Source organism: Fangia hongkongensis FSC776 = DSM 21703 (genome assembly GCF_000379445.1).
In the GTDB taxonomy this organism is placed as follows: domain Bacteria; phylum Pseudomonadota; class Gammaproteobacteria; order Francisellales; family Francisellaceae; genus Fangia; species Fangia hongkongensis.
Genome location: NZ_KB902272.1, coordinates 78,558 through 104,493 on the forward strand (window position 1 = coordinate 78,558; position 25,936 = coordinate 104,493).

A 25,936-nucleotide genomic window follows, 5' to 3' on the forward strand; every position below is an offset into this window, starting at 1 on the left:
GCATATTATCGAAAAGTCATTTCCGAAACTGACTGTCTATTTTTACATAAATATCCAGCATACTTAAATTACTCTAATGCCAATCCCTGCTGGCTACAGAGGCAATTTAGATGAGATAAACCAACAGGAGATAAGCTATGACAACACATTTATTAAATAGAGTATTCATTATTAATGGAGCAGAGAGCAACGCAATTGCAAAGGGTGATTATAATCAGATGATGTTTGAGTTGGCAAAGCAATTTTTTTGGGACAAGGGGGTGACTGTTGATGCAACACGCGTTCGGGATGGCTATCAAGTTGATATGGAACAATTCAAACTCACTTCTGCAGATTTGGTTATTTTTCAGATGCCGATTTATTGGTTTAATATGCCGGGGATGTTAAAGAAATATATTGAAGAGGTATATGGTACTGGTGTGACACACGGTGGCGATGCCGCCTATGGGCAAGCAGGGTTATTAACCAATACGCATTATATGTTATCAACCACTTGGAATGCACCAATCTCTGCTTTTGAGGCAGGCGGGACCTATGAGAATCTTTCAGCAGATGATATTTTAAGATCGGCGCATGTGACACAAGAGTATGTAGGAATGCTGCCTCTGCCAAGCTTTCATGCATTTGATATTCTAAGATCACCTGATACAGAAACGTGGAAGAAGCGCTATTTTGATCATTTGGAAGAGATATGTAAAGCGAGCTTTCGTATAATTTCAAATCAACGGTCACTGGCTTAGCATATCACTTTCGGCTTATTGTATTTATAACAAAGTCGATTAAACTTTACGATTTAGTGATTCGAATATAGAAAACATCTCCTTTTTGATGATAGATGTTAACGATTTCTCCTTTGGCAATTTGCTTTTTATCATACTGGTGAATAAGGTATTTCTTCCCATCGGTCTTATTCTCGACCAAATAGCTATACAAATATTGGTTATGATTTTTTGCATAACCATAAATTGCACCACTTCCAGCTCCAATAGCGGCACCACCTGCACCACCAGCTAAGGTTGTGACAGGAATTAATGGTGCTGCCAAGCCAAATGTAACAATAGTTAATCCAATACCTACGACCGCTCCAGTGACAGCTCCTGCACCTGCTCCAATTGTTCCAACAACCGTTGAGTCATGTCCAACGGCATGTAATATATCTTTTTTCTCAATCTTCATGCTATTGAGCACAGGTCCGCTACCAATTGGATGATGAGCGCAGCCGGTTAGCAAAGTAAATATTATAGAAATGATCAATATTATAGGTGCTTGTCTCATGGGGACTCCTTGTGATCGATAAATAATCCAGAAATAGCATCTGATAGTCCGGTGGTAAGTATTGGTTTTGCGTGATCAAACTCAAGGTTTACCTGATTTGCCGTACTCAAAATACGTGTTTTATCAACAATTGTTTTATTGGTGAATTTTTGACTTAGCTTGATGTCACTAATAACAGTGTATGTGACATTTTTAACAAAATTATCAGTAACAGAAGTGGCAACACCTCCAGCAATGCCGCCGGCAACAACATTTGCACCAGCAGTGCTAGCAATGGCAACACCTGAAACAATACCCTCAAGCGTGCCGCCATAACCTTCAGACATCATTTCTTGTGCAGCAGTTTTACTCTTTTGCCCAACCTGCAAAATATTAATTTGCAGAATAAATGAGGCATTTTGCGGATGAGTGACTACAGTATAGCCTTTAGCTTGAAGAGCATTAAATAATTGTGATTTAATTGTAAAATCAGGATGGTCTGTGGTATTTGTAAGCATCACAAATATTGTGGGCTTTAAGTTAACAGACTCTGGAGATAAAAATATACTATTGCTCATTAATGTTTGAGTTTCTAGATTACGGTAACTTACTGCTGTTCCAATAGCTGCGCATCCACTAAAAAAAGTTATTGTTAATAAAATGCCAAGGATAGAAAGTAATTTCTTTAATTTTTTAATTTTAAAGCGCATTTTCAATTCTACATTTATCGAAAACAGTCGATTTTAAAGAAATCATGACACGAAAAATAGCGTATTTTTACGCATTTTTATTAAAATTAAAGATTTTTAGAAAATGACTAAAAGATAGATAGTAGAGATACTCGATTTAGTAATAAAATCAAAAAATACTGGTTGATTTTTCCACAATTCAAGGTAAAATGCACTTTTTTTGACTGAAACAATAAAGAATAAGCAGCATGTTTTGTAATTAAACTGGAATGAGCGTGGATAAAATGAAGAACTATACAACAGTGATAATTTATTTTTTTCATATATTATTGCTATTTTTATCATTTTATACTCCCATTAATTGTATTCATGCCGATCAGCATGCTAAAAGCCAGTGTGTCTCTGATTGTATTGAAATAGAATGCTCTACTGTTAAGGATAGGCAAAGCATAGAGTTTAAATTGCTTGAGTTTTTAGTAGTGAGAGGCTATGCACTGAATTTATGTGTATTTTATTTTTTCCTTTTGCTTTTGCTATATTGCAACCGAGGGATATATCAGTTTAATTTTAATGCAATACGGCCAATCAATTTTAAAAGCGCTATTTTCTATAGGGCTAATTTCAAAAGAGGCCCGCCATTTATAATGGCAAGTGCACTGTAGATCCTTAAGTTTCAATTATAAGAGAAAACTATTTAACAATACATATTTTGTATCTTGAATAGCTTTCTATGAATTGAAGAGTGATCTTAACGTGCCTTTGGTCCTTCATCCATAACTTTTATTAATGTGATAATTAGGTCAAATCAGAGTTATTTAGCTAAAAACCTGAACGTAGTTTAAATAGCAATAATACGCATAATAATTGATTATTAAAGCAAGATAGAAGGTAAATGCAAAGAGCGCTGAGAAGTGTCTTTAAGGTGCAGCTGAGTCGCTTGTCATGAAAAATATAACGTAAGTTAAAAACAAAAATTTAAGTAGTAATGTTAGAGAATTATATGAATATCAAAAAAATAAGTTTATTAATAATGACAATCATCCTTGCTGTTACCCTAAGTGCCTGTGGTGGCAGTGGCGATGGCGATAATAGTAATAATACGCCTTCACCTACTAAGGCTGAATCTATAGATCTTTCTGTTAAGCCAGAAGAAGAGTTAGTAATATTGGCTCCTGATGAAGAGGGTATATTGAAATTAAATACGACAGCTAGAGGACTGTCCTTTGGAAAAATGGAATCATTTGACTCTCCTGTGGCTCGGCTGATTACCGAGCTTAATGGTTATTCTGGAGCGGACAAACCAGATGTTTTTTTTAGGCAAAAGGAAAACTGCAATTTATCATCAAGCAAAATTAGTTGTGATATTGTTATCAAGAATAACAGTAAGAAAAATGTATGGATATCAGGTGAGGAACGTGCTTGGTACTATGCTGATCAAGATAAGCTAGTGACGGGTAATATGCATGGCTTGAATATAATATATGATGAAAATCATGCAATACAGACGAAGAGTGACTCTTCCTCTTTGACAGTGAGTTTTAATAGTGAAGGGGTCTATGAGATTCGCTATAAAAGCAAGCCTTTCGCTTTGGGGTCAGATAGGTATTATGTAGCGGTTAGTTCTGATAAGGCGACACTGAAAAAACACTATACTCTGACAGAAGATGTTGATAAAAATCATAAGGAGGCTGCGCTCAAGGAATTTGGTAAAGCAAATAAAGGTGGCAAGGAGTATATCATCTACCAAATTACAAAGCCTGAAGGAAAAGCAACTGAGCATTATTCAGAATATAAGGTTGAATGGCAATTTGAAGGCCTAGAGAATAATGACAAAGTCTTATTCTATGCTAAGGCTCAAAAGGATAAGGGCAGTCAGTTCTATAATCTTTATCTTCCTGTGCTGGATGGGCAGTTTATTGCTCAGAACGGTCAGCTGATACATGAGAAATCATCATAAACATGGGTCGAATATTTGGTTGCTTGATTGAAGCGTTATTAAATAGCAAAAAAGGAGCATTAGGGCTCTTGTACCTAGCTAGATGATAATGATAAATAGAGTAGTAGTTGTAATCAATGATGAATGAATTTCAAAAAGTGCACAGACACTCCAAACAGAAAATACCTAAATATTTTGCAAATCTGATCCACAGAGTGAAGGGTATGCTGAATCTAACAGGTATGCTTTATACTAGCATTAGCCCAAATGGGGAAATTCATGAGGTCATTATTATCCCACATCCGTTAATAGACTTATGGGCGCAGCAAAACGATGCAATGCGAGGTCCACTGCTTAGTTACACTAATATGCTATCAATGCCAGATTATTTTTTCTATCATGATCTTGCCTGCTTTATGTGCGAGCCAGATAAATATCAGACATTGCAAAATTTGAAAAAAACAATGGTAAATGGTGACATCGTTAGCATATTTCGCATGTTGCGTGAACGAGACCATGCTATTGCGAAGATTGTACTATTTTCAAAGCAGCCTATTTATGGAACAGGTTACACTATGCAGGTTGTTCAAGAGTTTTTGCAGCAGTTTGAGCATTATTTTTGGGCATCAACATTTGAAAGTGATTTTAGAATAAGCCTGCAAGAGGAGCCTTATAAACTTAAGATTCTTGAAGAAGAAAAGCGCAAGCTGATGCATCAGCCAGTGATGAGCTCAGTTCAACTGGAGATAGCGAAATCTTTATATTTCAACCCTTCTTTAACTTCAAGAGAACTTGCCTTTAAGGTGCATAGATCATCAAGAACGGTTGAAAGTAATTTGCAGCGCTTATATGAGGTGTTTGGAGTGAACTCTAAGGCTGCTCTTAGCGGTTATCTACATGAAAATCATAGAGAAATGTTATTTTTCCCGGAGGCTTTTACTCAGAGGAAAAGTGGCAGTAAAAAGTTAGTCAAACCAACGGGTTTGCGGCATCACAATTGTAATTGGGAATTTGATTCCTAGATAAAATAAAGTAAATAATAGAGAGAGTTATATATGAATATCAGTAAAATTAATTTATCAATCATAACAGTAATCCTTGCCGTTAGCTTAAGTGCCTGTGGGGGAAATGGCGGTAGTGATACTGGCACAGGCGGTCAACAATCAACTCATGAGAAGAGTTCTGATCATGAGCTTTCTCCATCGCCTCAACCAGATGTTACTCCTGTAGACCCTGATCAAGAGGACCCAAAGCCAACTCCATATAATCCAAATGACTATATTGAGACAAGTTTCACATCCAGCTCTAGCATTTTAATGAAGGACAAGCCAGTTGATTTAACAACTGAAGCAAAAGCTAAAGCGTTTGCACCGGTTGGGATTAATCCACAACTGGATGTATTAACTCAGATTATTAACACCCCTGACTCCCTTGCAACTAAACTAAGCTTGGAAAATAAAAGTGCAAAATTGGGACAAACTGGTAGTTTACAGAGTAAGCTTAGTTTAACTCATCTGCTTGAGGAAAATCAGAGCTACTTTGATAAGCCAACTAAAATTACAGTTAATAATAGTGTTGGAGGTTCTAAAGAAATTACTGTTATTAATCAATTGGCTGAAATAATTGATCATCGTGAGGAGTCTTCTATTACTCCGGGGAAGTATAATCATCATGACTATCTGATATTATATTTTGGTGAGACGATTCATCATTATATTTTGTCAACAGCTAAGGGTACTCTTTATCAATCAATGGAAGCCTACAGAGATTTACTGAATGAAACCTATGATTTTAAGATTGGTAGTAAAGCTGTAAGGTTAGCAACCTGTGCTATTGATTTAGAAGAAGATCAAATCAGTGTTCGTAAACCAAAAGAGAGTTACCAGCCCTATTGTGTACTGCCTGTTGATCAGGCGCTTAGAGTCAATCTGGAAGATGAAATTAAGCATCGAACATTTGCCTCTCATAATACAGAGTTAGCTGTTAAGGTTGATAACTATCTTGCTAAATCTAAGCATCTTGAGAACTTTTTATCTGCAGAATATCCAGCGGTTTTAACAATGATTGCAGTTAGAACGCTTCTGGCTAATCTTGCAGGTGTGGATATAGAAAAGTATTATAATAAGGCAACACAAAAAGTTGAGATGGACTCTTGGATTAAGCAATATATTCATTTAAGAGGCTTCTTAAAGCTCACAAATGTTAAGCTTGATAAGCTTTTAAAAGACTATGAGGATGCAGCTAAAAAAGCCAACGGGAAAGACATGAGTGAAGCGGGAAGGCTATCAGCGGAAGTGGATGAAGCACAAAAAGAGTTAATTGAAGCAATTGAGCAGCAAAGCTATACGCTATCATTTGATGCTGTAGGCAAAAATAAGGAAAAGAGCCATAGTAAGCTCAAAGTGGGTTACACAGATACCATTTCTTCTAGTTTTGCTTTTGCTTTAACCGTGGCACCAAAATAGTCTTTATATAGACCAACACACGGTGTCCGTTAGATCAAGAGCTACTACATACTACATTTAAATTACTTTAGACAATAAAGTAGATAGATCTTTATGATGAAAATTCTTTTTAATATATAATAATCTTTTTGCATTTGGAACTTTATAATCATGTAAAATTTCGATCAATCCTTTTACTTGATTGCTTTTTATTAGAGATTCACTCAAAATTGACACCCCAGCCCCACCTTCTATAGCATGGGCAGCAATGCTTTCATTGTCAATTTTTATTGTCTTTCCTAAAAACATAATTCTTTTTTTGCCAGTAGGGACATGCCTAAACTCCCATTTATTTACTTTCATATTGCTGGAAATAACCCATATACAGTTTTCTAAATCTTCTAACGTTTCAATGTGTCCATAGCTTTTAAGGTATTTAAGAGAAGTGTAGATTTTTTGAGGGGTGGTAGTCGAGTTAACTTTATCCCATTCGTTTTGATTAATATAGTGGCTATATTCATCTCTTATGGCTATTATATCCACGCTTTTTATTGCGGACCGTATAAGGGTTGGAAAGTTAAGAAAAAATGAAGTACTAAATGTAATTAGTTCAATATGCAATGAGGTATCAGCTTTCAAAATAGACAAGTTTCTTATGAATTCATATGAGCTGTCTATGGACATAAAGAGTTTTATTTTCCTTTTGGAAGGCAGATAATCGGCTTTTGCAGTACTTTCGTATGTATTTAAAATTGAACAAATAGATTCATATAGCTCAAAATTTTTTTCGATTGGATAGTAGTTATTTTGATATCTCAAAAATAATTCTATTTGTAATTTATCTTCAAGAGAGTTAATTGCTCTAGTACAGGTAGCTTCTGAAAGCTCTAACTTTTCTGAGAGTTTTTTTATTGACCCGGTTTTAATGAAAAGCTGAAAAACTTTTAGTTCTTGTAGTGTTATATCATTAAATTTAAAAGAGTTAATTTCTGACATATAACATACTCCATTTTCAAATTAGTGCTAAAGCAGATTTAATTTCTCCAAAAAATACACTTCTTTTAGATCATTTTTATCTTTGATATTTTGCATTCTGTAATTCAAAAATAAGTGTAGTACAAGAAAGTATATTTTGGTTAGAATGCGCTCAGGTTTTCAAATTGTTCAAAACATTAGGAGAAAAAAATGAGTGGAATAAGTATATGGCAACTAGTAATTGTGTTTTTAATTTTGTTATTACTATTTGGTAGTAAAAAGATTAAGTCATTAGGTGGTGATTTAGGCAATTCTATTAAAAGCTTTAAAGATGCCATGAAAGAGACAAAGGAAACAACACAAGAGAAGCAAACCACTGAAGGTTCTGTTACAGCAATTTCTGAGTCAACAGAAAACAGACAAGCCAGAGGTTAAATCATGTTTGGCTTAAGTGGACCTGAGCTATTGCTTAGTGCAGGCATTGGCTTATTAGTATTAGGTCCAGAACAACTCAAGCAAGTTGTTAGGTTTATTGCCAAATGTATACGATCAGTGCGTAAAATCATGTCAGATATTAGTACTTATTTAGAGTCAACTATCGACGATAAGAATAAGCCTAACTAATTTTTATTTTAATACTATTTCAATGAATGAGGTTACCTATGGATGTCAAGGCGGTTAGCTCACACCTGATAGAAATCAGAAATAGAGGTTTTAAGTGTACTATTATATTTGTTATTTTATTTGCTTGTATATATCCATTTGCAGGCCAGCTATTTGATATTGCCGCACAGCCAATATTAGTCGCTTTACCAAAAGCCTCAAGTATAATTGCAACTGAAGTTACCTCACCTTTTTTTATGCCATTGAAGTTAAACTTCTACTTAAGTATGCTTATTTGTGCGCCATACTTATTTTACCATATTTGGGGATTTATGGGCCCAGCTTTATTGCGACACGAAAAACGCTTTTTATTACCGATAAGTTTTTTAAGTTTAGTGTTATTTTATATAGGCTTTGCAACAAGTTACTTTATTGTGCTACCTGTGTTATTTAATTTTTTCATTAGCGTTTCACCAAGCTCAGTGCAAGTGATGACCAGTATGTCAAACTTACTAAACTTTATTATTAATACATCATTTATTGTGGGTTTGATATTCCAAATACCTATTGTTATGACAATTATTGTCAAATTTGGATTTGTGGAGAGAAGAACGCTTGCAAAAGGAAGACGTTTTGCAATTTTAGGTGCTTTTGTCATTGCTATGATTATAGCGCCTGATGTTTTATTCCAAGCGATATTTGCAGGGCCCATTTATGTGATGTATGAATTGGGTTTATTTATTTCACGATTTGTGGAGCCCAAAAAACAAAATAATCAAAAAGCGTTCCCAATTATCTAATTACAAAGAAATTGAAGTGTTCAAAATAAACTAATTTTTAACTGGAGAGATTAAGATGTCAGAGAGAAAAGATCAGCAACAAGTTAATAGCTTACGAGCTAAAGTTAAGAAAACATTAAAGCGTTTTGTGAATAATAAAGATGTATCTGATAAAGAGATGCAAATCTTTGAAAAAGTAGTTTCAAGAAGACAGTTTCTTGGTGGAACATTTAAGCTGTCAACGGTAGCAGCATTGGTGGGGCAAGGAATTGTTCCTTCTGCATTTGCTGCAAAAAGGCCTGATTTAACGCTACCAATTCAAGAAATGCCCATTTTGACAAACGAATTAAAAGAAACTATTACTACAGCTGCTGGCATCAAAGTTACGAGTGATGTTATTGACGATATTTTAAAGCATAAACATATTGAAAGTATTGAGGCCAAGGAATATGAAGATACACTAGAAGCCCTTAATACCGTTGTTCGTGCACAAGAAGGCTTTCAAAATCCAAATCAGGGACTTGAGGAAATATCAAAAAATTTACAGCGAACCTACGGTCATCCAGAATTGGTTCGTTTACAAAACAGTCAATTTAGTAAAGATAGTCCTTATATGCACAATGGCCATGAATTGGTTTTATATGAGTATAATACCAAGCAAACTGCGCCTGTTAAGAAAAGAGTTATACAGCTGCCAACTGCTTTTCCTGAAACACTTACAATTAAACTGTCAAATAAGACGGGCAATTTTGAACTTCGAAAAGGGGATGAAATACAAAATAAATACTTTCGTTTGGTATATCTTCCTGATACTGGGAATATTGAAATTTGGTCTAAAGATAGTGATCGATATTGCTGGACCCTTTTTAGCGGAGAAAAGCATCCTGAGGCAGCAGTACTTGCATTTCAGACAGATGGAAGGTTGGCTATATATTCTAGTAAGGGCAACTTCATAAAAGACCTTTCTGGAATGGGCGCGGAAACGAAGGAAAATGTAATGCTTGAATTTACATCAGATGCCAATTTGAAGCTTTATGCAGGCAAAGAGGGTTGTTATTATGATGCAAATCAAGCTTTTGACGTTAATAAAAACGTTTTTGAGGATTATATGCCTCAAGATTTTGATTACAATCGTATCGTTTCAATCAATGGACATAAACATAACACGCTTGACAATGGTTATGTTAGGAATCAAAAAATGATTCTTGTTGCTAAACAATCTGTTCAAGGCAGTTGGGATGGATCACCTGGGAAGTGGTTAGAGCATACAAGTGAGATGTCATCTTGTTGGGAGCAAATGAGATTATATGTTCAAAATTCAAGGCATGCAGTCCATTGTCCAGATGGTATGCAGCTAAAGGCTGTTTATGATCAAGGTAGCATATCTGATACTTCTGGAGACAGATGGCATGTTTATAACCCTTTAGCGATTTTACAGGAAAATATGATCAAGTTGCTTGATCATCAAATAGACCCGCGCATACCTAGAAGTGGCTCAGGTTATAGGGGTTTTAAAGCAAAAAATTTAAGATTAACAATTGAAGATATTGGTAAATTTGAATCTGGGAATAACTTTGCATGTTTATATGGAACGGTAAAAGTTAACCTTTGGATGAATCTTGGATTTTATATCTTTTTTAAAGAGGGACAAGAGGCACCTGTGGTGAAATTTGTCTCACTAAACAATAAGCATCGTTATGAATATTTATGGTGGTCAGACAATAATGATTCAGATATGTTCTGGAGAATGGCTGGGAATAAGAACTATCGTATCACAGATTCAGATTTAAATGATAAAAATCCACGAGTTGGACATGCACTTTTAAGGCGAGGAGACACAAAATCATTTATTGAGCAATTATTCAGACCGATAGGCTATTTTAATAAGGGACAAAAATTATTAATGGCTTATGAAAATACCCACTCAGGGGATGGGGGAGAGCATTTTGCAAGATCAATCGCAATGCACTTTATTCCAACAACAATTGATAATGAGCTTTATATTTATGATATCCAAGATGAAAGCTTCTTGAAGGAATCACATAAAAAATTTGGGGACAAATACACTGAGTATGTTTGTCCTAAAGAAAGGGAAACAGGTATTATATTTAATAGTACAGTTGATACTTACTTAAAGCACTCTCTATTTAACCAAAATTCAGGGCTTGCCCGTCCTATTTTCCAATTTGAAAAGTATTATTCTACCTATAGTAATGAATACTATAAATTATACTTCTCTGGTGGCTCTTATGTAGAGAGTCGATTTGATTCATTATGTGAGGCAACTGTTCAGCTTGATGAAAGTACAAGCAGTCATAATATTCTGAGGGGCGACCCCGATAAGTGTATTCATCATGAGTTTGGATATATTTATTCTAGTTTTTATCTTGAGGGTAAGTCTGATCAAGAATATGCCTCTAAGTGGTTTAGTAAGGCTAAGATTAAAAAAGCTTATTTCTCTAGGAGTCTCATTGGTGCTGCTAGATACATTGTTCATACAGAAGATGGTGGTTTATATATATTTAGACAGCAGGTAGACAAAGATGGTGGTGGTTATGGAAGAGCTGTTACACAATATAATAACAGCATCCAGTGGGAATCGACTTATCTTCCTTTGAGCACACCGTCTGAAAAAGGATCAAATAATAGATATTGTAAGACACTAAGATTACTGGATTGGAGCAAGTATGCATCTGACCATGAACTTATCGTTGTCCAAGAAAATAATCTAAATAACACTAAAGCTAAAGATATCAGTGTTAAAAAACAATATAAGTATCTTACCAAAGAGATTGCAGATGAAACTTGGCATGATCATGTAATTAATGCACAAGTTGCTGCCGGTGAAGAGCATATTACAGAACATTGTGAAAAAACAACAATATATAATGTTAAGCTTCAAGCAGAAAATATATATAACAAAGATTGCGTATTACGTGATGATCAAGCATTTGAAATACGATTTGCCCAACCCTGTTATTTTGAGATATTTACAGGATCGGATCAGCGTAATGAAGGGGCATATGCTAAGAGGCTTGAATCATACTTTGTAAAACCAGATGCTTCAGGCAAGGTCTCAATTCAAGTGAAAGCGCCAGAAGTTGATAGGCTTTCAGGTATAACTTTCTATTATCGCATTATTGATGGTTATAAGTTCCAATCAGCTGTTTCAATGCCGTTATTGCGATTAAAGAATGAGGTTGAGGATATATATGCGTGGCATGACATGAACCTTGCTTATAATGTTCATGCTCGTATGGATGAACAATCTCGTAATAATAATGGTAACCTTTTGAAAGAGGTAATGGGAAACCTTGATGCCGACTATAAGGGTGATAGTAAGATAGAGAGCGATTTAAAAACAGGACTCCAACAGGCTTCTTCTAAACTTCGTCAAGCTTCTTTTGGAGAGGAGGACAAGGTACAATTTAAATCGCATCATGATACACAGCAATTGAAAACGGGAGTAAAGCGTCGTGTCTCCCTACAGCCTAATATATTGTATCGACATGAAGCGAATATAGCCTTATATCAAAATGGAGTTAATTCTACTTCGTTAGTTAATCCATTATTCAACCCCTCTCAGATAATTACTCCAGGTCAACTTGGTGGCTGGTTGAGTGATATCTGGCATAAAGTCTGTGATTTTGCCATTGCCATATTAAATAAAATTAAAGAAGCAATTAACTGGATTAAAAATAAGTTAAATGATTTGCTGAAGGCAATTGCTGATCTTGAAATCCCCATCATTTCTGATATTGCAAAAATTGCAAAAAGTGTAGTGAGCCTAGTTGCAGGCGTGCTGACAGCAATTGTTGATGTGGCAATCATGATTGTTAATATATTAAAATATATATTTGACTTTGATATCGCACTGGATACTGGTAAAGCATTTTATACTTATGTTGGTAACCTGTCTAATTTAACGAAGCTGAGAGTAGATAATGTTACTAATTTATATGCCGATAATCAGGATTTGCCAGATATTAATGCCATGATGGAAAAAGTGAATCCGAATGAATTAGTAGAATTTGAACAAAAAAAGAATCAGTTGATACAAGATGGGCAAGATCAATCCAAAGGAAAGAATGATAAGCCTGATAATTTTGATCATATAAGCGATTTATTAGAAAAACATGATGCAAATAGGCACGTGGAAGATGCTATTAATCTTCAATTTCAGCAACATATTCGTAACTCTTTGCAAAGTAATACTACGACAGGGCTTAGAGCCTTACAATCTAACTCAGAAATCAACAAACTGAGCACAATATTTAAAAAACAGGCATTTTCAGATACAGGTTGTAACCTGACATTAATAAGTAATGAGTTAAAGCAAATAGATAATAACAGTTTACTTGATACATTAATGACGAGTATCAAAGAGTTGATTGTAGATTTTTCTATATTCGATGTGCTGTCAAGTCTAGAAAAAGTTAAACTTCCCTCTTTTTTAACTACGATTCTTGATTGGATATTAGGCATTAAGTTAAACAATATGAAAGATGTCTTGTGTTTATTTGTGGGCTACCCACTCATGTTAGCTTCTGCGTTGATTTCTTATTTCATTGCGCCAAAAGAAGAAAATAAGCTTATTTTAAATAAACTAAATAACGTTAATAAGCTATTGGAGCCGAAGAAAGTGCTTACTGGGGGGCTTACATATACAGATAATAAATGGCATAAAGATGAGATGGTTTACATTGCTGAAGCGATCAATATATATGAGAAGCTCATTGCTGGATTAGATGTTTTACAACCAGGATTTAAGTATTGGAAATATGTTAAGTATAGTGTGAAGGCCGCAACTATAGGGAATAAAGTTGTGACTACAGGAAGTAAAAGCGGGTTTGAGATCTTGGAAAAATTTGGGGTGAGTATGCCATTGGATAATGAATTTTATATACATCTATATAATGATTTTAGTCAGAAAAAACAAGAAACATTAAAAATATTTACCCAGATTGGTTATGTCACTTCAACAATCAAAGGATTGCTTACAGGATATCAAACGCATCTGGAACAGGCCAAGGACGATAATAAAGACAAGAAGTATACTGAAGCACAAATAAAAGAATTTGAAAAAATGGCAAATACAATTGGGCTAATTTGCAATTCATTAAATTTAGTGATGAATATTTGTAAATGTATCGTCATAGAAAATAAGAATAAACAAGTTAAGCAATTAAATATGCATTTAGCAAAAGATATAATTGATAATGTTGCTGACATATTACTTAACATTATTAAGATTTCTGAAACAAGAGATCCTTATATGCTTGGCTCATATGTAGCTGTTAATGCTGGTTCTATTGGGCTAAGTTTTGGCATTATGCTAACAGATGAAGATAGTTAATGTCGCTTATTACTTTTACAAACTTAATATTAATATAAAAGGAGAAATTAAAATGAATAAAATAATCGCTGCAATAAGCATGATACTGCTATCATCGATAGCTTGTGCGACAGAGTTTCCAAATAAAGCACTTGTAGGCTATCAAGAAAATTTAAATTATGCTGGTGAAGGTGGGAAGTATACCGCCAAATATGATACGTTGCTTCAAAAAGGGTATAACGTGCTGATAGTAGCATTTGCACAACTGCAAGGATCAAAAGTTTCATGGTATAGTAATGGGTGGAATAATGATGGATATGCTCCTTATGAAAGCAAACAAAGCTACCTTCAAGCCGTTGAGCAATATCATGCGGGCGGGGGAATTATTTTAGCTAGTTTTGGAAGTGATGCAGGTAGTGCACTATGGAATCCTGATAGACAAAACCCGGTTCAAGTGGCAGATAATATTACTAATTTTTTGATTGACAATAATTTAGATGGACTGGATTTAGACTTAGAGGCAGATCAATATGCGAATCCATCTTATTTAGCTAAGATGCTTGAAAGACTGAGAAAAAATGCAAATAATAACCAAGATAAATTTCCTCATGGTTTTTATATTACAGCGGCTCCAATTTATAGAGAAGGGTATTCTCATCAAGGAATGCCGGATGGGTTATCTTGGGCTCCTGGGACGATTGAAGGAAAAGGTCAAGGATTCAATGACTTAGCTCAGAAAACTGATGAAACAGGGCAGCCGCTTCTTGATGCTATTTTTGTGCAAAACTATAACTATCGTCCAGCCGTTCCAGCGAATGTTGTATTTAATAAACTCATTAATAAGAAATATGTGAACTACCCAGAAAAAACGAAATTCATTATGGCATACCCTGCAGTAGAGAAGGCTTCTCCGCATGGAGGGTATGTAGATCCAGAAGTTGCTACTGGCAGTCTTAAACAGATTGTTAATAACAAAAGATTTGCAGGTGTTGGTGTGTGGGATATCAACTATGATATAGGGAGTAGGTGGTTTTTTTCTGATATTATGGAAGAAATGCTAAAAGCATCATAAAAACCTCAGTTTTACCTCATCGTTTTCATGGTCATTTAATGAAGCGAAAATTGTTGCAATAGATTTATTATTTCCTTAATACACTCATTTATTCTAGGGTTTTTGGAATTAGATTTTACATACAATGACCACTTTGCTTTGGGTAGTTCATATTCTGAAAGAATAGAGTTAATTCTATCATTAGACAGTTCGACAAGTAGCTTTTCAAGTTTAACAACTCCTAAAGCGTTGCCAGCAGCACATAATTGAATATAATCTGTATCTATATAAATATGAGGCTGAATCTTTATGTGAAATTCATCATTGGCATTAGCTTTAAATGACCATACATTACCAGTTTTCTGATTAGGGCTGTGCCCGATAATATTAGAATTTTCCAGACACTTAGGATGATCAATTGAAGTGTTTCTACTGATATATTCTTGACTAGCGTATACATGAACGGAAGAATCAAAATTATATTTGCATATCCATAGATTTGGGTCTAATAGATACTCATATGTCTTTGGGATATAAACTAGGTCATAATGATTAATAATATGCCTGTAAAACAAACCATAATTATCTAGTATATTTTTTGAATATATAGATATATTAAGGCAATGGTTATCTTTAATTTTAGGCAATATATATTTCGCAAATACCTGACCAAATCCAATGGGTAAATATAAAGTTATCTGGTTACTTTTGCGATAAGTTTTTTCTAATTGAGATAATAATTTCTTTATATTCGATAAATAAGGTTTAACTTTTTTAGATGGTTTGGTCTGTGTATTACAAACCTCATAAACTGCAAAGCCTAAGTGATTGCTAACTTTATCTAATATATTTATTATTTTATAGCGAGGTAAATTAAATTGAGTTTGACAATCTGATAGAGAGTCAGACTCTATGTAATAAGCTAGAACTTCAAGAGAAAAAATCGATACTTTTGACCATGTAAGTTTATTAAAGTCAGTCATAATTTACTACAATTAAATGGAAGCTCTGATTTCAACATAGTTTAAAATAATTTTATTTCAATAATGTCTCTCTTTAGAAATGTGAGTGTGTCTGTTAAATAGAAAAAGACATTAACTTTAATTTATCTGTTTCGCTAAGCTCATTGATGCGAAGCTCAGCCACAGGGTAATAGGCATCGTGTGTGGGGGTTTTTGAAAGCTCCACTTCACCAAGCAAAATATTAGTGACATTTAAAAAAAGCCCACAATGATGAGGGGAATCTTGAGAAAAAAGACAAATCAATGTCACTTTATCATTAATGTTATAGGCAAAGGTTTCTTTAGCAAGTTCATCTTTTTCACTATAAACAAATGATTGAACCGACTCAATGTCCTGACTTTGGGTATATTTAATCCCATCAAATACATTATCAAATAGCGGAATCTGATGTATTGATTGTGGACGCATCGTGCCTCTGCCTGTTGTCAGCCAGTCATAGGAGACATTGAGCCCTTTTGCCATTTCGTACGCAAGCTTACTTCGATCTAGATTTTTAGCAAGGATGTAAGAAACGGATCCTTGCTTAATTCCACAAAGCCTCGCGACATCATTATGAGATAAATTTCGAAGTTCAATAATGTATTGCAGTCGATCTGCAAGTGTATGTAAGGTCGGGTTGGTCATATTGTTATATTTAGGTAATAAGTTTTTGTTTTAATCAAAGACTTATCAAATAGTCGATATTATCGACAAATATAATCGAAATTACGCCAATAGGCAACCTTTGCCATCAATTAGTGTTGAGCCTAAGAAGGGTGACAATTGGGGTAAGAAGCGGTGCAAAAATGTAAGGAGTTAGTATATAATTCTTTTTAAGTATAACGGTGAGATAATGCAGGCATACATGTCATTTCGTCAGTTGAGTTTTATAGATCAATGTATCAGTGAAGTGGATCATTTATTTAAATCAGTTTTTATGGAGGCAAAGCATAATACACGCACCTCTCCAGCAGAAGCACTAGCAGAAGGAGAGTTAGATCATACAGAAAAATCACACGTGGCAGGGCTTATGCGAGTTGATCACACAGGAGAGGTGTGCGCACAAGCGCTTTATCGTGGTCAGGCATTTGTTGCCAAAGATAAGGCGACAAAAGCACATTTGTATCACGCTGCTGATGAAGAATATGACCATTTGTCTTGGTGTGAGCAACGATTAACTGAATTGGATGCAAAAAAGAGTCTTTTAAATCCGCTTTGGTATATAGGTTCATTTACTATTGGTGCAGCAGCTGGGTTAATCAGCGATAAGGTGAGCTACGGCTTTGTGGCAGAAACAGAAAAACAGGTGATGAATCATCTAAGTGAGCATTTATCCTCATTGCCGGTCCAAGATGAAAAATCAAAGGCTATTTTGCAAGCGATGTATGAAGATGAAAAATCACATGCAAAAGAGGCTGTTTTAGCCGGCGGAATGGAGTTGCCTTTTCCTGTGAAAATGCTGATGACACTTAAATCAAAAGTCATGACAACAATTGCTTATAAACTGTAAATCTTAGACATTCTCTTTGCTGTTAATGGTGAATTAAGATAGACTATCCACATTTAGATATTTAAGTTTTTTTATCTCTTTATGCATCAGTTAAGAACGCTGTTAGATCACTATAATGAGCCGCTACTTGGCATTCATGCAAAGCATTATTTAAAGAATGTACAGATTTTAGAAGAAGATGGTGTGGTTCAAATTCACTTGAGAATAGGATTTTTCTTATCTGACACTCAAATTGATCAGTTGATTTCAAAGCTAAGTGATTATTTGTATGATAAAGGGATTGAACAGGCTTTTGAAATTGATGTTGCAAGTAAAGTAGAAACGCATAAAGTTCAGTCAGGTTTAAAGCCAATTAAAGGGATTAAAAATATTATCGCAATTGCCTCTGGAAAAGGGGGCGTTGGAAAGTCGACCACTTGCGCTAACCTTGCCATTGCGCTGGCAAATAATGGCGCTAAAGTCGGCATACTGGATGCAGATATTTATGGTCCAAGTCAGCCGCTTATCATGGGAAGCTATGACAACCCAACAACGGATGATAAGAAAAAAATAAAGCCTTTAGTGAGACATGGCGTTAAGGTGATTTCAGTTGGAAACTTGATTGATCCGGATTCAGCTATTATCTGGCGAGGACCCATGGTTTCAGGTGCTCTAATGCAACTTTTGAATGATACAGATTGGGGTGAGCTTGATTACTTGTTTATCGATTTGCCGCCTGGAACAGGTGATATTCAGCTGACGATGGCAAAGAAAATTCCAATGAGTGCAAGCATTATTGTTACAACACCACAAGATCTATCACTGATTGATGCAAAAAGAGCTATCGCGATGTTTAATAAAGTGCAGATTCATACATTAGGTATTATCGAAAATATGAGTGTGTACACTTGTCAAAATTGTGGTGAAACAGCACATATCTTTGGCGAGAAAGCAGCAGAGAAGTTAGTGGAAAAATATGATACTTCACTTTTGGGCTCGCTGCCATTGGCAATTGAAATTCGTGAGGATGCTGATAGTGGCAAACCTACTATGGCAAAAACACAAAAAAATGCCTTAAGTCAGTTGTATAATGAGATAGCATTACAAGTGAGCGCAAAAATAGCATCTTTACCAAAGGCTGTGATGATTAACATGCCAACGGTTAAAGTAGAATATACAAATAATTCAAGTAAAAACTAAGTTTATATAATTACAAAGGATACATAATATGTCGATAAAATCAGATCGCTGGATTCGTAGAATGTCTGAGAATAATCAGATGATTTTTCCATTTGAGTCAGGCCAGATAAGAGCAAATGATACTGGAAAAATTGTCTCTTATGGCACCTCAAGTTATGGCTATGATGTGCGCTGTGCGAATGAGTTTAAAATCTTTACTAACATTAACTCATCTATCGTTGATCCAAAAGCATTTGATCATGATAACTTTGTTGATTTTACAGGTGATGTTTGTATCATCCCACCAAACTCATTTGCCTTGGCTCGCACGGTGGAGTATTTTAAAATTCCACGCGATACATTAGTCGTTTGTCTTGGAAAATCAACCTATGCCCGCTGTGGCATTATTGTCAACGTAACGCCGCTTGAGCCTGAGTGGGAAGGGCATGTGACTTTGGAGTTTTCAAATACAACGCCACTTCCAGCAAAAATATATGCAAATGAAGGGGTGGCGCAAATGTTATTTTATCAATCGGATGAAGTGTGTGAAACCTCATATAAAGATCGTGGTGGTAAATATCAAGGGCAAAGAGGTGTAACCCTGCCTAGAACTTAAGTTGTATTTTAGGCTATAAGAACACATCAAGTCCGCTTTTACTTGCCTTTGATTCTTGTCGATGTTGTATGAATTTAATCAAGCGATTTTTTACAACAAAAAAGATAATAATGACAGCCGCAGTAAGGTAGATATATTTAGCATAGTTGGAGAACTCATCCATATAATGCATTGTTGCCGCACCAAAGAGATAACCTAATACCCCAAAAATGACAGCCCAGACAAAAGCCCCCACCCAGTCGATAAAGAAAAAAGGCCAGAAGCTTGTTGCATTAATCCCAATGATATAGGGAGAGATAAAGCGAATACCTGGTAAAAATCGATACATCAGGATAAAAAGAAGGCGATATTTTTGAACAGATTCATTAACTTTGGCAAGCTTTTTAGATTTCAAGTGAATATGGTGTTTATTCATAAACCGAACTGCAATGCTGCGAATCACTCTTCCTGCAATAAAATAAATGAAGCTGATCATATGACTGGCAATGGTGAGAATGAGAATAAGGGCAATTAGGGAGCCTGATTCTGCTTTGGCAGCAAATCCTGCAATCACAGCAACAATGGCGCTGTTAAGAGCAGATGCGATCATAGCAAGCCAAAAAAAATGCGTATAAATAAGAGCCATATAGGTAATATTAATCATGTAACAGTATTATTTAGTATAGCCCTTTAAACAGATTTTATTATCTCAAGCTTTCTTCTGAAACAAGGAAGTAGCCAGCAATTAGGGATGTGATGATTGCGGGCATCTTGGCATCTGGCTAAAACTACCATTAAGAGAACTCTCTAAGAGGCCTTTTAATAGCAAAATAACTTCCCCAAGCAATTATGGAAGCAAATAGTGTATAAATACAAATAGGTAGAAGGTTTGTTTGTTGAAAGTGGCTCATTATAAAGGTAATAATGCCAACTAATGTATATGTGGCAAAGCCTGAAAGTGCATTTGAAAGTCCAGCATTCATGGAGAAAGTTGAGAGAAACAGTGAAAAAAAGCTTGGACCAGCTGTTGTTGCAATCAATGCCCAAATGAAAGAGGCAATTACCATTAGATATAAGCTTTGTGGAAATAAACAGCTAAAAATAACAAAAATAATACTAGTGAGGAGCATAAGGCTGAAACATATCTTTATTAGTTGTAAGGTGGCTATGCGTGTTGAATATGTTTTATTGATTAATGAACCAATTAGAACACCAAAACCAATAATTAATGCTAGCTCTCCAAAGGCTGAAGCACTCATGCCAAGCCCTTTTTGAATCACAAATGTTCCTTGTAGTGCAAACACAAAGAAAAAACTCAATACAACGGACTGAAAGCAAATGGCACTTAGAAATGTACAGTGAGTAACAATCTCTTTTGAGTTTTGTATAAATTGTAGCAAGTTGAATTGAGCGCGCTTGTGATGGGTTTCAGGTAAGCTTAACATCAGTATAAAGGAAATTAGTCCATAAATAAGTAAGAGGATAAATACTGAGCGCCAGCCAGATATATATTGTAATAACCCTCCGATCCAAGGAGATATAATAGCGCTGCCTGAAAATAATAGCGCGATATAACTTGAAATTTTTTTGAGCATGTTTCCTTTAAAGGATTCACTGATCATCGCTCGGACAATGACCATAATTCCTGCCACACCAATTCCTTGAAGAAATCTTGCTATATATAACACATAGAGTTTTGCGGCAAAGGTAGCTAAAAGAGTGCCTATGATGTAAATAAGCATTGCGGTAATAAGTGGTTTTTTTCGTCCAAATTGATCTGAAAGTGGGCCATAAAACAGTTGAGCAATGGCATAGGTCACTACAAATAGTGAGACAGTAAGTTTCACATCAGTACTACTCGCTAAGAAATCATGACTAATTGCAGGTAAAGAAGGTGCGTAAATATCAATAGACATCTGCCCAATTGGGAAGATAAATAGAATAATTAAACCTAAATATCTTGTTTTCATTTTGAAGCTCTTTCCATCGAACTATGTGATTTGATTTTATATACCATGTTGGCCAAACTAACATATTTACTGAGCATCCATAAGCCATAACAAGTAAAAATAAATAAACTCAATTAAGTTATTGACCTTAACCTTGAGGTTAAAGCTATACTCACAAATAACAAGATAAAGTGTGAGGAGCATTATGCTAACAATCGGTAATTTAGCTAAAGCGTGTGGCGCAACGACGGTGACCATCCGCTATTATGAAAAAATTGGATTAATCCAATCAACACGTGGCTCTAATGGCTATAGGATGTATATGCCTGAAATGTGCAAAAAAATGCAGTTCATTGAAAATGCAAAATCTGTTGGCTTAAGTCTTGAGGAAATTAAGGCATTATTTGTTTTAGAAAAGCGTAGTAAATCGAGTCAGGATGTTAAAAAGACCATTGTACAAAAACGCTCGGCAGTGACGCAGAAAATAGCGCTATTAAAAAAGATAGAAAAGACGCTTATAAGTTGGGAGAGGGCATGTGATGGAAAAGTTTCAATAGAAAATTGCCCGATTTTAGAGAATTTATATGATAGCGATTTAAAAAAAGGGGCTAGGGATGAAAGCTGAATATCAAGAATATCGACTTAAGTTAAATAATGTTAGCTGTGCAAGCTGTGTTAATCATATAGAAAAAGCGCTTTCAACATTAAAAACACTTAAAAGTTACCATGTGAATTTTGCTGAGAGAGAGCTTTTGATACAAGGGAGTGCTTCAGCTAAGAGTGTTATGGATGTATTAAAAAAACATGGCTATGACAGCACGGTAATTGAAGATGGTGAGCCTACTAATGAAGGCGTTGACTATCAACCTCTCAAGCGGTTTATCATCTCTGGTATCTTAGGGGTGATCTTATTTTTATTGCCACTGATCAATGCCGCTCCATCACTTGACAGCTATTTAGGTAAAGGGTTTTGGCTTGTTATTACTGTCATTGCACTTGCTGCGCTTTTTTACTCAGCAGGACATATCTATAAAAGTGCAGTTAAGGCTTTTTTAAATCATCATGCAACAATGGATACATTAATTAGCGTTGGTACGCTTGCTGCTTGGGTGTTCTCTGTTGTGGTGATTCTATTGCCAAGCCTTTTTCCTTCTGGTGCGCAAAACATCTATTTTGATGCATCATTGATTGTGGTGGCGTTAGTTAATTTGGGGAGCTTTTTAGAAGAAAAAGCACGCGGCAAAACCTCAGAGGCAATTAAAAGTCTAATGGGGTTACAGCCAAAGCAAGCAAGGGTGATAAAGCCAGATGGTAGTGAAGTTGATGTGCTGCTAGATGCACTTCAAATAGATGATATCATTCGTGTGAGACCGGGAGAAAAAATCGCATTGGATGGTGTAATTACAGAAGGTCAATCATATGTTAATGAATCCATGTTAACAGGTGAGTCATTACCGATTAAAAAAAATAAAGGGGATAAGGTATACGCAGGAACCGTCAATAAAGAGGGCGGTTTTTTATTTAAAGCGACAAAGCTTGGCAAGGACACGGCTTTGGCAAATATTATACAAATGGTTCAGCAGGCACAGTCAACCAAACCTAAGATTGCTAAGATTGCCGATAGCGTTTCAGCTTACTTTGTTCCCTCTGTATTGATTATTGCAGTTATTAGCGCGCTTATTTGGTTTAATCTTGGATTCTCAGCAGGTTATATACTTGTTGCCGCTATGACGGTGCTTGTCATTGCTTGCCCTTGTGCACTTGGGCTTGCAACACCGATTTCTGTTATTGTTGGTATGGGGAAAGCAGCCAAAAGAGGGATTTTAATTAAAGATGGAGATGCGCTGCAAAAAGCAAATAAACTAACAACAGTTGTGTTAGATAAAACAGGGACGATTACCAAAGGGAAACCTGAAGTTGTGGATATTGTGACTTTTTCTAAAGTAGATGAAGAGATGTTATTAGCACTTGCAGCCTCAGTTGAACAAGGTTCAGAACACCCTCTAGGAGCTGCTATTGTAGAGTATGCAAAAACAAGATCAATAACACTTGTTAAGCCAGAGAATTTTAAGGCGCTAAGTGGTCATGGTGTCAGTGCGCTTATCAATGAGGAGCGCATTTATTTAGGGAATCAAAAATGGATGGAAGAAAATCAGATTAATATCTCTGAGGCGCTATCAGTATTAAATGAAAAAGCACAAAAAGGTTATACGCCTATGTATATTGCTGATAGCACATCGTTATTGGGCATTATTTCTGTCGCTGATCCGATTAAAGAGGATGCTAAAAAAAGCATTCAGCGCTTTCATGATCTTGGGCTTAAGGTGATGATGCTGACAGGGGATAATAAACACACCGCAAAAGCGATTGCTAATGAAGTTGGAATTGATGCGTTTACTGCGGAGGTGTTACCTCAAGATAAAAAAAGTGAAGTAGAGCGTTTACAATCAGAGGGTGAATGTGTCGCGATGGTCGGAGATGGGGTGAATGACTCTCCAGCTTTGGCGCAGGCAGATGTCGGCTTTGCGATTGGCAGTGGTGCTGATGTTGCTATGGATAGTGCCGAGATAACACTAATGCGTGGCTCATTAGATGGTATTGTTGAAGCAATGGAAATCTCAAGAGCAACCATGCGTAATATCAAGCAGAACCTGTTTGGTGCTTTTATTTATAATGTTGTGGGAATTCCCATTGCCGCGGGGATTTTATTCCCATTTATAGGCGTGTTATTAAGTCCTATGATTGCAGGGGCTGCAATGGCTGCATCTTCTTTAACTGTTGTGATGAATGCAAATAGGCTTCGTTTTATTAAACTTCAAGGGGAAAAATAACATGGGTATTGTAGTAAATAGTATCGGTATTATCTTAATCGTGCTGATTATATGGTGGTTTTGGCTTAAGAAAGCTAAAGCAGAAAAAGTTGCAACTGATGTCATTAAAATTATGGTAAAAGATGGTGTTTACACGCCTTCTCGTATTGAGGTGGCACAAAAAGACAAAATTACGTTGGAGTTTTATCGAGAAGATAAAAGTGCTTGCTCAGAGTATGTGATTTTTGAAGGCATTGATAAGCAGGCAAGGCTGCCTATAGATCAGCCTTTTCAATTAGAGTTAGAGAATCTTCTACCTGGCAAATACCCCTTTGCATGCCAAATGAAAATGTACCAAGGGGAGCTCGTGGTTGTCGCATAATTATTCTCTAAAACTAGCGTAGATTTACGCTGTTTATCTAGCTTACTTACTGTTACCCTTCAGGAGTTCATTTTCACTAAAATGGATAAGTTAACTGCTTAGTCATAGCTGTTGGAATTTAAGGAAATATGATCAATCTATCTGATTGATGTCATGAAGGAGAGGGTATGCCGGCTTATAAATTAATTGAATTTAAAGATATAACTCAAGTTGATACTAATTGTAGTATCTGTCTAGAGAGTTTCTCTATAGAAAATGATCAACAAAATGATATGCATGTATGTATTACAAGTTGTAAGCATTATTTCCATAAGATGTGTATTGATGCATGGCTGCAAAGAGCAGAAGAGTGTCCTCTTTGTAAGACTAGTTTTGGTGATAGAAGACAAAGGCCAGAAGATAACTTTGACATTGGTGAGTTTCTTAATAATGAGCAAAATATAAATCCTCTTGGACAGGAAAATGACTGCATTATTTGTTTGCAGCCTTTGGGTAGTGAACGATTTAATATTTTATGTGGGAATGATCATGATATATTTCATCGACAATGTGCACAAACTTGGTTAGAAAACTCACCAAACTGTCCTATATGTCGAGGAAGGTCGAGATTGAATGGGAGAAATGTTAGAAGGCGCGTCAGGGTTTTTAATCCTCCTCAGCCTGCATATGTTGTGCAACTAAATCCAATATCTCCAAATAGAGGAAATTTATTCCAAACAGCCATAGATAGAACGCATCCTCGTAGATCTGTTACTCTTGAAGCATTACAAACTGCAATTGAGGATGCAACAACAAGTTACCTAACTTGGAGAGGGGATGGCAGAGGGGTATATCATCGCGGAAATACAGGAAAGGATAGGGCGTTAAATTTCTATTTGCAAATCACCAGATCCAGCACACATAACAATAATGTTGTGGCGTGTTGGAATTATATTTGCAACACAATAAGAAATTATCCAAGACACAATCATTCGTACACATCTTTTATTCTAAATTCCCTGAAAACAATCAATGGATTAAGACTAAGAGCTATTGATTATACATCTAGTGATAATGAAATTAGAAATGAACGTCGCAGATTATTGGATAGGGGGTTGTCAGAAATAAATATTAGTGAGACAACTCCCAGAAAATTTAAGGCACTTATTTTTGGAACTTCTGAGAGTGCCCGTTTGTTTTGGCAAATTTGTTTTAATGAACAGCCCAATGATTTATCCACTATGGGGATAGGATATAAAAAGCTTAACTCTCTTCAAGGTGGAGATACGCTGCAAGTATGGGTGACAGCTGGCCAAGAGAGGTTTATATCAATACCTAGAAACGCTTATAAAGGAGCTAATATTATTTTTGTTGTTGGTGATGCTGGAGAGGTCAGAGATTTTGCTTCACGCATAAGAGATAATAATAGTATTCCAGTCATATGGGTGGAACTCTCAAACTAAGTAGAGTTACAGATTAATTAAA

At 35.7% G+C, this 25,936-nt stretch carries 23 protein-coding genes; 16 read left to right on the forward strand and 7 right to left on the reverse strand.

Annotated elements, in window-relative coordinates; all coding sequences use genetic code 11:
- Positions 1 to 137: 137 nt before the first annotated feature.
- On the forward strand, positions 138 to 740 hold the full coding sequence (locus tag A37Q_RS15395; RefSeq protein WP_018300493.1) for an NAD(P)H-dependent oxidoreductase: 603 nt from the start codon (positions 138 to 140) through the stop codon (positions 738 to 740).
- A gap of 46 nt (positions 741 to 786) precedes the next feature.
- Here A37Q_RS15395 and A37Q_RS15960 read toward each other — a convergent pair whose 3' ends face one another.
- Together A37Q_RS15960 and traT are read right to left on the reverse strand one after the other, a co-directional pair.
- Positions 787 to 1,275: a hypothetical protein gene (locus tag A37Q_RS15960; protein WP_018300494.1), complete on the reverse strand. Its 489-nt coding sequence runs from the start codon at positions 1,273 to 1,275 to the stop codon at positions 787 to 789.
- Positions 1,272 to 1,964, reverse strand: a complete 693-nt coding sequence (gene traT, locus A37Q_RS0111855; protein ID WP_018300495.1) for a complement resistance protein TraT — start codon at positions 1,962 to 1,964, stop codon at positions 1,272 to 1,274. Before traT ends, A37Q_RS15960 begins: the two co-directional genes overlap by 4 nt.
- Positions 1,965 to 2,943: 979 nt before the next feature.
- On the opposite strand from traT, the gene A37Q_RS0111865 reads away from it, so the two are divergent.
- The 3 genes from A37Q_RS0111865 (at position 2,944) to A37Q_RS0111875 (ending at position 6,344) form a co-directional block, all read left to right on the forward strand.
- On the forward strand, positions 2,944 to 3,900 hold the full coding sequence (locus A37Q_RS0111865; protein WP_018300497.1) for a hypothetical protein: 957 nt from the start codon (positions 2,944 to 2,946) through the stop codon (positions 3,898 to 3,900).
- 203 nt (positions 3,901 to 4,103) lie between these two features.
- A complete protein-coding gene (locus tag A37Q_RS0111870) occupies positions 4,104 to 4,901 on the forward strand; it encodes a helix-turn-helix domain-containing protein (RefSeq protein ID WP_154648690.1) in 798 nt (265 codons plus the stop codon).
- Between the two features lie 33 nt (positions 4,902 to 4,934).
- Positions 4,935 to 6,344 carry a hypothetical protein gene (locus tag A37Q_RS0111875; protein WP_018300499.1) on the forward strand — a complete coding sequence of 470 codons (1,410 nt, stop codon included), beginning with the start codon at positions 4,935 to 4,937 and terminating at the stop codon, positions 6,342 to 6,344.
- A gap of 57 nt (positions 6,345 to 6,401) precedes the next feature.
- Here A37Q_RS0111875 and A37Q_RS0111880 read toward each other — a convergent pair whose 3' ends face one another.
- Positions 6,402 to 7,319 (reverse strand): LysR family transcriptional regulator, encoded by a 918-nt coding sequence (locus A37Q_RS0111880; RefSeq protein WP_018300500.1) that lies wholly within the window; start codon positions 7,317 to 7,319, stop codon positions 6,402 to 6,404.
- 189 nt (positions 7,320 to 7,508) lie between these two features.
- Between A37Q_RS0111880 and tatA the strand changes: the two genes are divergently transcribed.
- Genes tatA through A37Q_RS0111905 form a run of 5 tightly spaced genes read left to right on the forward strand, consistent with a single transcriptional unit; the run spans position 7,509 to position 15,087 of the window.
- Positions 7,509 to 7,733 carry a twin-arginine translocase TatA/TatE family subunit gene (gene tatA, locus A37Q_RS16495; protein WP_018300501.1) on the forward strand — a complete coding sequence of 75 codons (225 nt, stop codon included), beginning with the start codon at positions 7,509 to 7,511 and terminating at the stop codon, positions 7,731 to 7,733.
- A 3-nt stretch (positions 7,734 to 7,736) separates the two neighbouring features.
- A complete protein-coding gene (locus tag A37Q_RS0111890; RefSeq protein WP_018300502.1) occupies positions 7,737 to 7,922 on the forward strand; it encodes a Sec-independent protein translocase subunit TatA/TatB in 186 nt (61 codons plus the stop codon).
- Between the two features lie 38 nt (positions 7,923 to 7,960).
- Entirely contained in the window at positions 7,961 to 8,701 is a 741-nt protein-coding gene (gene tatC / locus A37Q_RS0111895) for a twin-arginine translocase subunit TatC (protein WP_018300503.1), read from the forward strand.
- Between the two features lie 55 nt (positions 8,702 to 8,756).
- Positions 8,757 to 14,036, forward strand: a complete 5,280-nt coding sequence (locus A37Q_RS0111900; RefSeq protein WP_018300504.1) for a hypothetical protein — start codon at positions 8,757 to 8,759, stop codon at positions 14,034 to 14,036.
- Between the two features lie 52 nt (positions 14,037 to 14,088).
- Positions 14,089 to 15,087 (forward strand): glycosyl hydrolase family 18 protein, encoded by a 999-nt coding sequence (locus tag A37Q_RS0111905; RefSeq protein WP_035405298.1) that lies wholly within the window; start codon positions 14,089 to 14,091, stop codon positions 15,085 to 15,087.
- 35 nt (positions 15,088 to 15,122) lie between these two features.
- Here A37Q_RS0111905 and A37Q_RS0111910 read toward each other — a convergent pair whose 3' ends face one another.
- Positions 15,123 to 16,049, reverse strand: coding sequence for a type 2 periplasmic-binding domain-containing protein (locus A37Q_RS0111910; protein WP_018300506.1), 927 nt, complete (start codon positions 16,047 to 16,049; stop codon positions 15,123 to 15,125).
- Positions 16,050 to 16,143: 94 nt separating this feature from the next.
- A complete protein-coding gene (locus A37Q_RS15405; RefSeq protein WP_018300507.1) occupies positions 16,144 to 16,713 on the reverse strand; it encodes a helix-turn-helix domain-containing protein in 570 nt (189 codons plus the stop codon).
- 208 nt (positions 16,714 to 16,921) lie between these two features.
- Here A37Q_RS15405 and coq7 point away from each other — a divergent pair, with 208 nt between their 5' ends.
- The 3 genes from coq7 (at position 16,922) to dcd (ending at position 19,352) form a co-directional block, all read left to right on the forward strand.
- Positions 16,922 to 17,578: a 2-polyprenyl-3-methyl-6-methoxy-1,4-benzoquinone monooxygenase gene (gene coq7, locus A37Q_RS0111920; RefSeq protein WP_018300508.1), complete on the forward strand. Its 657-nt coding sequence runs from the start codon at positions 16,922 to 16,924 to the stop codon at positions 17,576 to 17,578.
- An 81-nt stretch (positions 17,579 to 17,659) separates the two neighbouring features.
- A complete protein-coding gene (gene apbC, locus A37Q_RS0111925; RefSeq protein ID WP_018300509.1) occupies positions 17,660 to 18,757 on the forward strand; it encodes an iron-sulfur cluster carrier protein ApbC in 1,098 nt (365 codons plus the stop codon).
- Between the two features lie 28 nt (positions 18,758 to 18,785).
- Entirely contained in the window at positions 18,786 to 19,352 is a 567-nt protein-coding gene (dcd, locus tag A37Q_RS0111930) for a dCTP deaminase (protein WP_018300510.1), read from the forward strand.
- Between the two features lie 13 nt (positions 19,353 to 19,365).
- Here the strand turns inward: dcd and A37Q_RS15965 are convergent, their stop codons facing one another.
- Both A37Q_RS15965 and A37Q_RS0111940 read right to left on the reverse strand, forming a co-directional pair.
- Positions 19,366 to 19,941 (reverse strand): DedA family protein, encoded by a 576-nt coding sequence (locus A37Q_RS15965; RefSeq protein WP_169710312.1) that lies wholly within the window; start codon positions 19,939 to 19,941, stop codon positions 19,366 to 19,368.
- Positions 19,942 to 20,125: 184 nt separating this feature from the next.
- Entirely contained in the window at positions 20,126 to 21,301 is a 1,176-nt protein-coding gene (locus A37Q_RS0111940) for an MFS transporter (protein WP_018300512.1), read from the reverse strand.
- 184 nt (positions 21,302 to 21,485) lie between these two features.
- Between A37Q_RS0111940 and A37Q_RS0111945 the strand changes: the two genes are divergently transcribed.
- From A37Q_RS0111945 to A37Q_RS0111960, 4 genes are all read left to right on the forward strand, one after another.
- Positions 21,486 to 21,905 (forward strand): MerR family transcriptional regulator, encoded by a 420-nt coding sequence (locus A37Q_RS0111945; protein ID WP_018300513.1) that lies wholly within the window; start codon positions 21,486 to 21,488, stop codon positions 21,903 to 21,905.
- Positions 21,895 to 24,111: a heavy metal translocating P-type ATPase gene (locus A37Q_RS15415; protein WP_018300514.1), complete on the forward strand. Its 2,217-nt coding sequence runs from the start codon at positions 21,895 to 21,897 to the stop codon at positions 24,109 to 24,111. Before A37Q_RS0111945 ends, A37Q_RS15415 begins: the two co-directional genes overlap by 11 nt.
- Position 24,112: 1 nt before the next feature.
- The gene (locus A37Q_RS0111955; RefSeq protein ID WP_018300515.1) at positions 24,113 to 24,472 is read left to right on the forward strand and encodes a cupredoxin domain-containing protein; all 360 of its coding nucleotides are present in this window, start codon (positions 24,113 to 24,115) and stop codon (positions 24,470 to 24,472) included.
- 167 nt (positions 24,473 to 24,639) lie between these two features.
- Positions 24,640 to 25,914 carry an RING finger domain-containing protein gene (locus A37Q_RS0111960; protein ID WP_018300516.1) on the forward strand — a complete coding sequence of 425 codons (1,275 nt, stop codon included), beginning with the start codon at positions 24,640 to 24,642 and terminating at the stop codon, positions 25,912 to 25,914.
- Positions 25,915 to 25,936 lie beyond the last annotated feature (22 nt).

Bases quoted from the DNA above. Each gene is read 5' to 3' on its own strand.
- A37Q_RS15395 (WP_018300493.1), top strand. From the start codon at position 138: ATGACAACACATTTATTAAATAGAGTATTCATTATTAATGGAGCAGAG.
- A37Q_RS15960 (WP_018300494.1), bottom strand. From the start codon at position 1,275: ATGAGACAAGCACCTATAATATTGATCATTTCTATAATATTTACTTTG.
- traT (WP_018300495.1), bottom strand. From the start codon at position 1,964: ATGCGCTTTAAAATTAAAAAATTAAAGAAATTACTTTCTATCCTTGGC.
- A37Q_RS0111865 (WP_018300497.1), top strand. From the start codon at position 2,944: ATGAATATCAAAAAAATAAGTTTATTAATAATGACAATCATCCTTGCT.
- A37Q_RS0111870 (WP_154648690.1), top strand. From the start codon at position 4,104: ATGCTGAATCTAACAGGTATGCTTTATACTAGCATTAGCCCAAATGGG.
- A37Q_RS0111875 (WP_018300499.1), top strand. From the start codon at position 4,935: ATGAATATCAGTAAAATTAATTTATCAATCATAACAGTAATCCTTGCC.
- A37Q_RS0111880 (WP_018300500.1), bottom strand. From the start codon at position 7,319: ATGTCAGAAATTAACTCTTTTAAATTTAATGATATAACACTACAAGAA.
- tatA (WP_018300501.1), top strand. From the start codon at position 7,509: ATGAGTGGAATAAGTATATGGCAACTAGTAATTGTGTTTTTAATTTTG.
- A37Q_RS0111890 (WP_018300502.1), top strand. From the start codon at position 7,737: ATGTTTGGCTTAAGTGGACCTGAGCTATTGCTTAGTGCAGGCATTGGC.
- tatC (WP_018300503.1), top strand. From the start codon at position 7,961: ATGGATGTCAAGGCGGTTAGCTCACACCTGATAGAAATCAGAAATAGA.
- A37Q_RS0111900 (WP_018300504.1), top strand. From the start codon at position 8,757: ATGTCAGAGAGAAAAGATCAGCAACAAGTTAATAGCTTACGAGCTAAA.
- A37Q_RS0111905 (WP_035405298.1), top strand. From the start codon at position 14,089: ATGAATAAAATAATCGCTGCAATAAGCATGATACTGCTATCATCGATA.
- A37Q_RS0111910 (WP_018300506.1), bottom strand. From the start codon at position 16,049: ATGACTGACTTTAATAAACTTACATGGTCAAAAGTATCGATTTTTTCT.
- A37Q_RS15405 (WP_018300507.1), bottom strand. From the start codon at position 16,713: ATGACCAACCCGACCTTACATACACTTGCAGATCGACTGCAATACATT.
- coq7 (WP_018300508.1), top strand. From the start codon at position 16,922: ATGCAGGCATACATGTCATTTCGTCAGTTGAGTTTTATAGATCAATGT.
- apbC (WP_018300509.1), top strand. From the start codon at position 17,660: ATGCATCAGTTAAGAACGCTGTTAGATCACTATAATGAGCCGCTACTT.
- dcd (WP_018300510.1), top strand. From the start codon at position 18,786: ATGTCGATAAAATCAGATCGCTGGATTCGTAGAATGTCTGAGAATAAT.
- A37Q_RS15965 (WP_169710312.1), bottom strand. From the start codon at position 19,941: ATGATCGCATCTGCTCTTAACAGCGCCATTGTTGCTGTGATTGCAGGA.
- A37Q_RS0111940 (WP_018300512.1), bottom strand. From the start codon at position 21,301: ATGAAAACAAGATATTTAGGTTTAATTATTCTATTTATCTTCCCAATT.
- A37Q_RS0111945 (WP_018300513.1), top strand. From the start codon at position 21,486: ATGCTAACAATCGGTAATTTAGCTAAAGCGTGTGGCGCAACGACGGTG.
- A37Q_RS15415 (WP_018300514.1), top strand. From the start codon at position 21,895: ATGAAAGCTGAATATCAAGAATATCGACTTAAGTTAAATAATGTTAGC.
- A37Q_RS0111955 (WP_018300515.1), top strand. From the start codon at position 24,113: ATGGGTATTGTAGTAAATAGTATCGGTATTATCTTAATCGTGCTGATT.
- A37Q_RS0111960 (WP_018300516.1), top strand. From the start codon at position 24,640: ATGCCGGCTTATAAATTAATTGAATTTAAAGATATAACTCAAGTTGAT.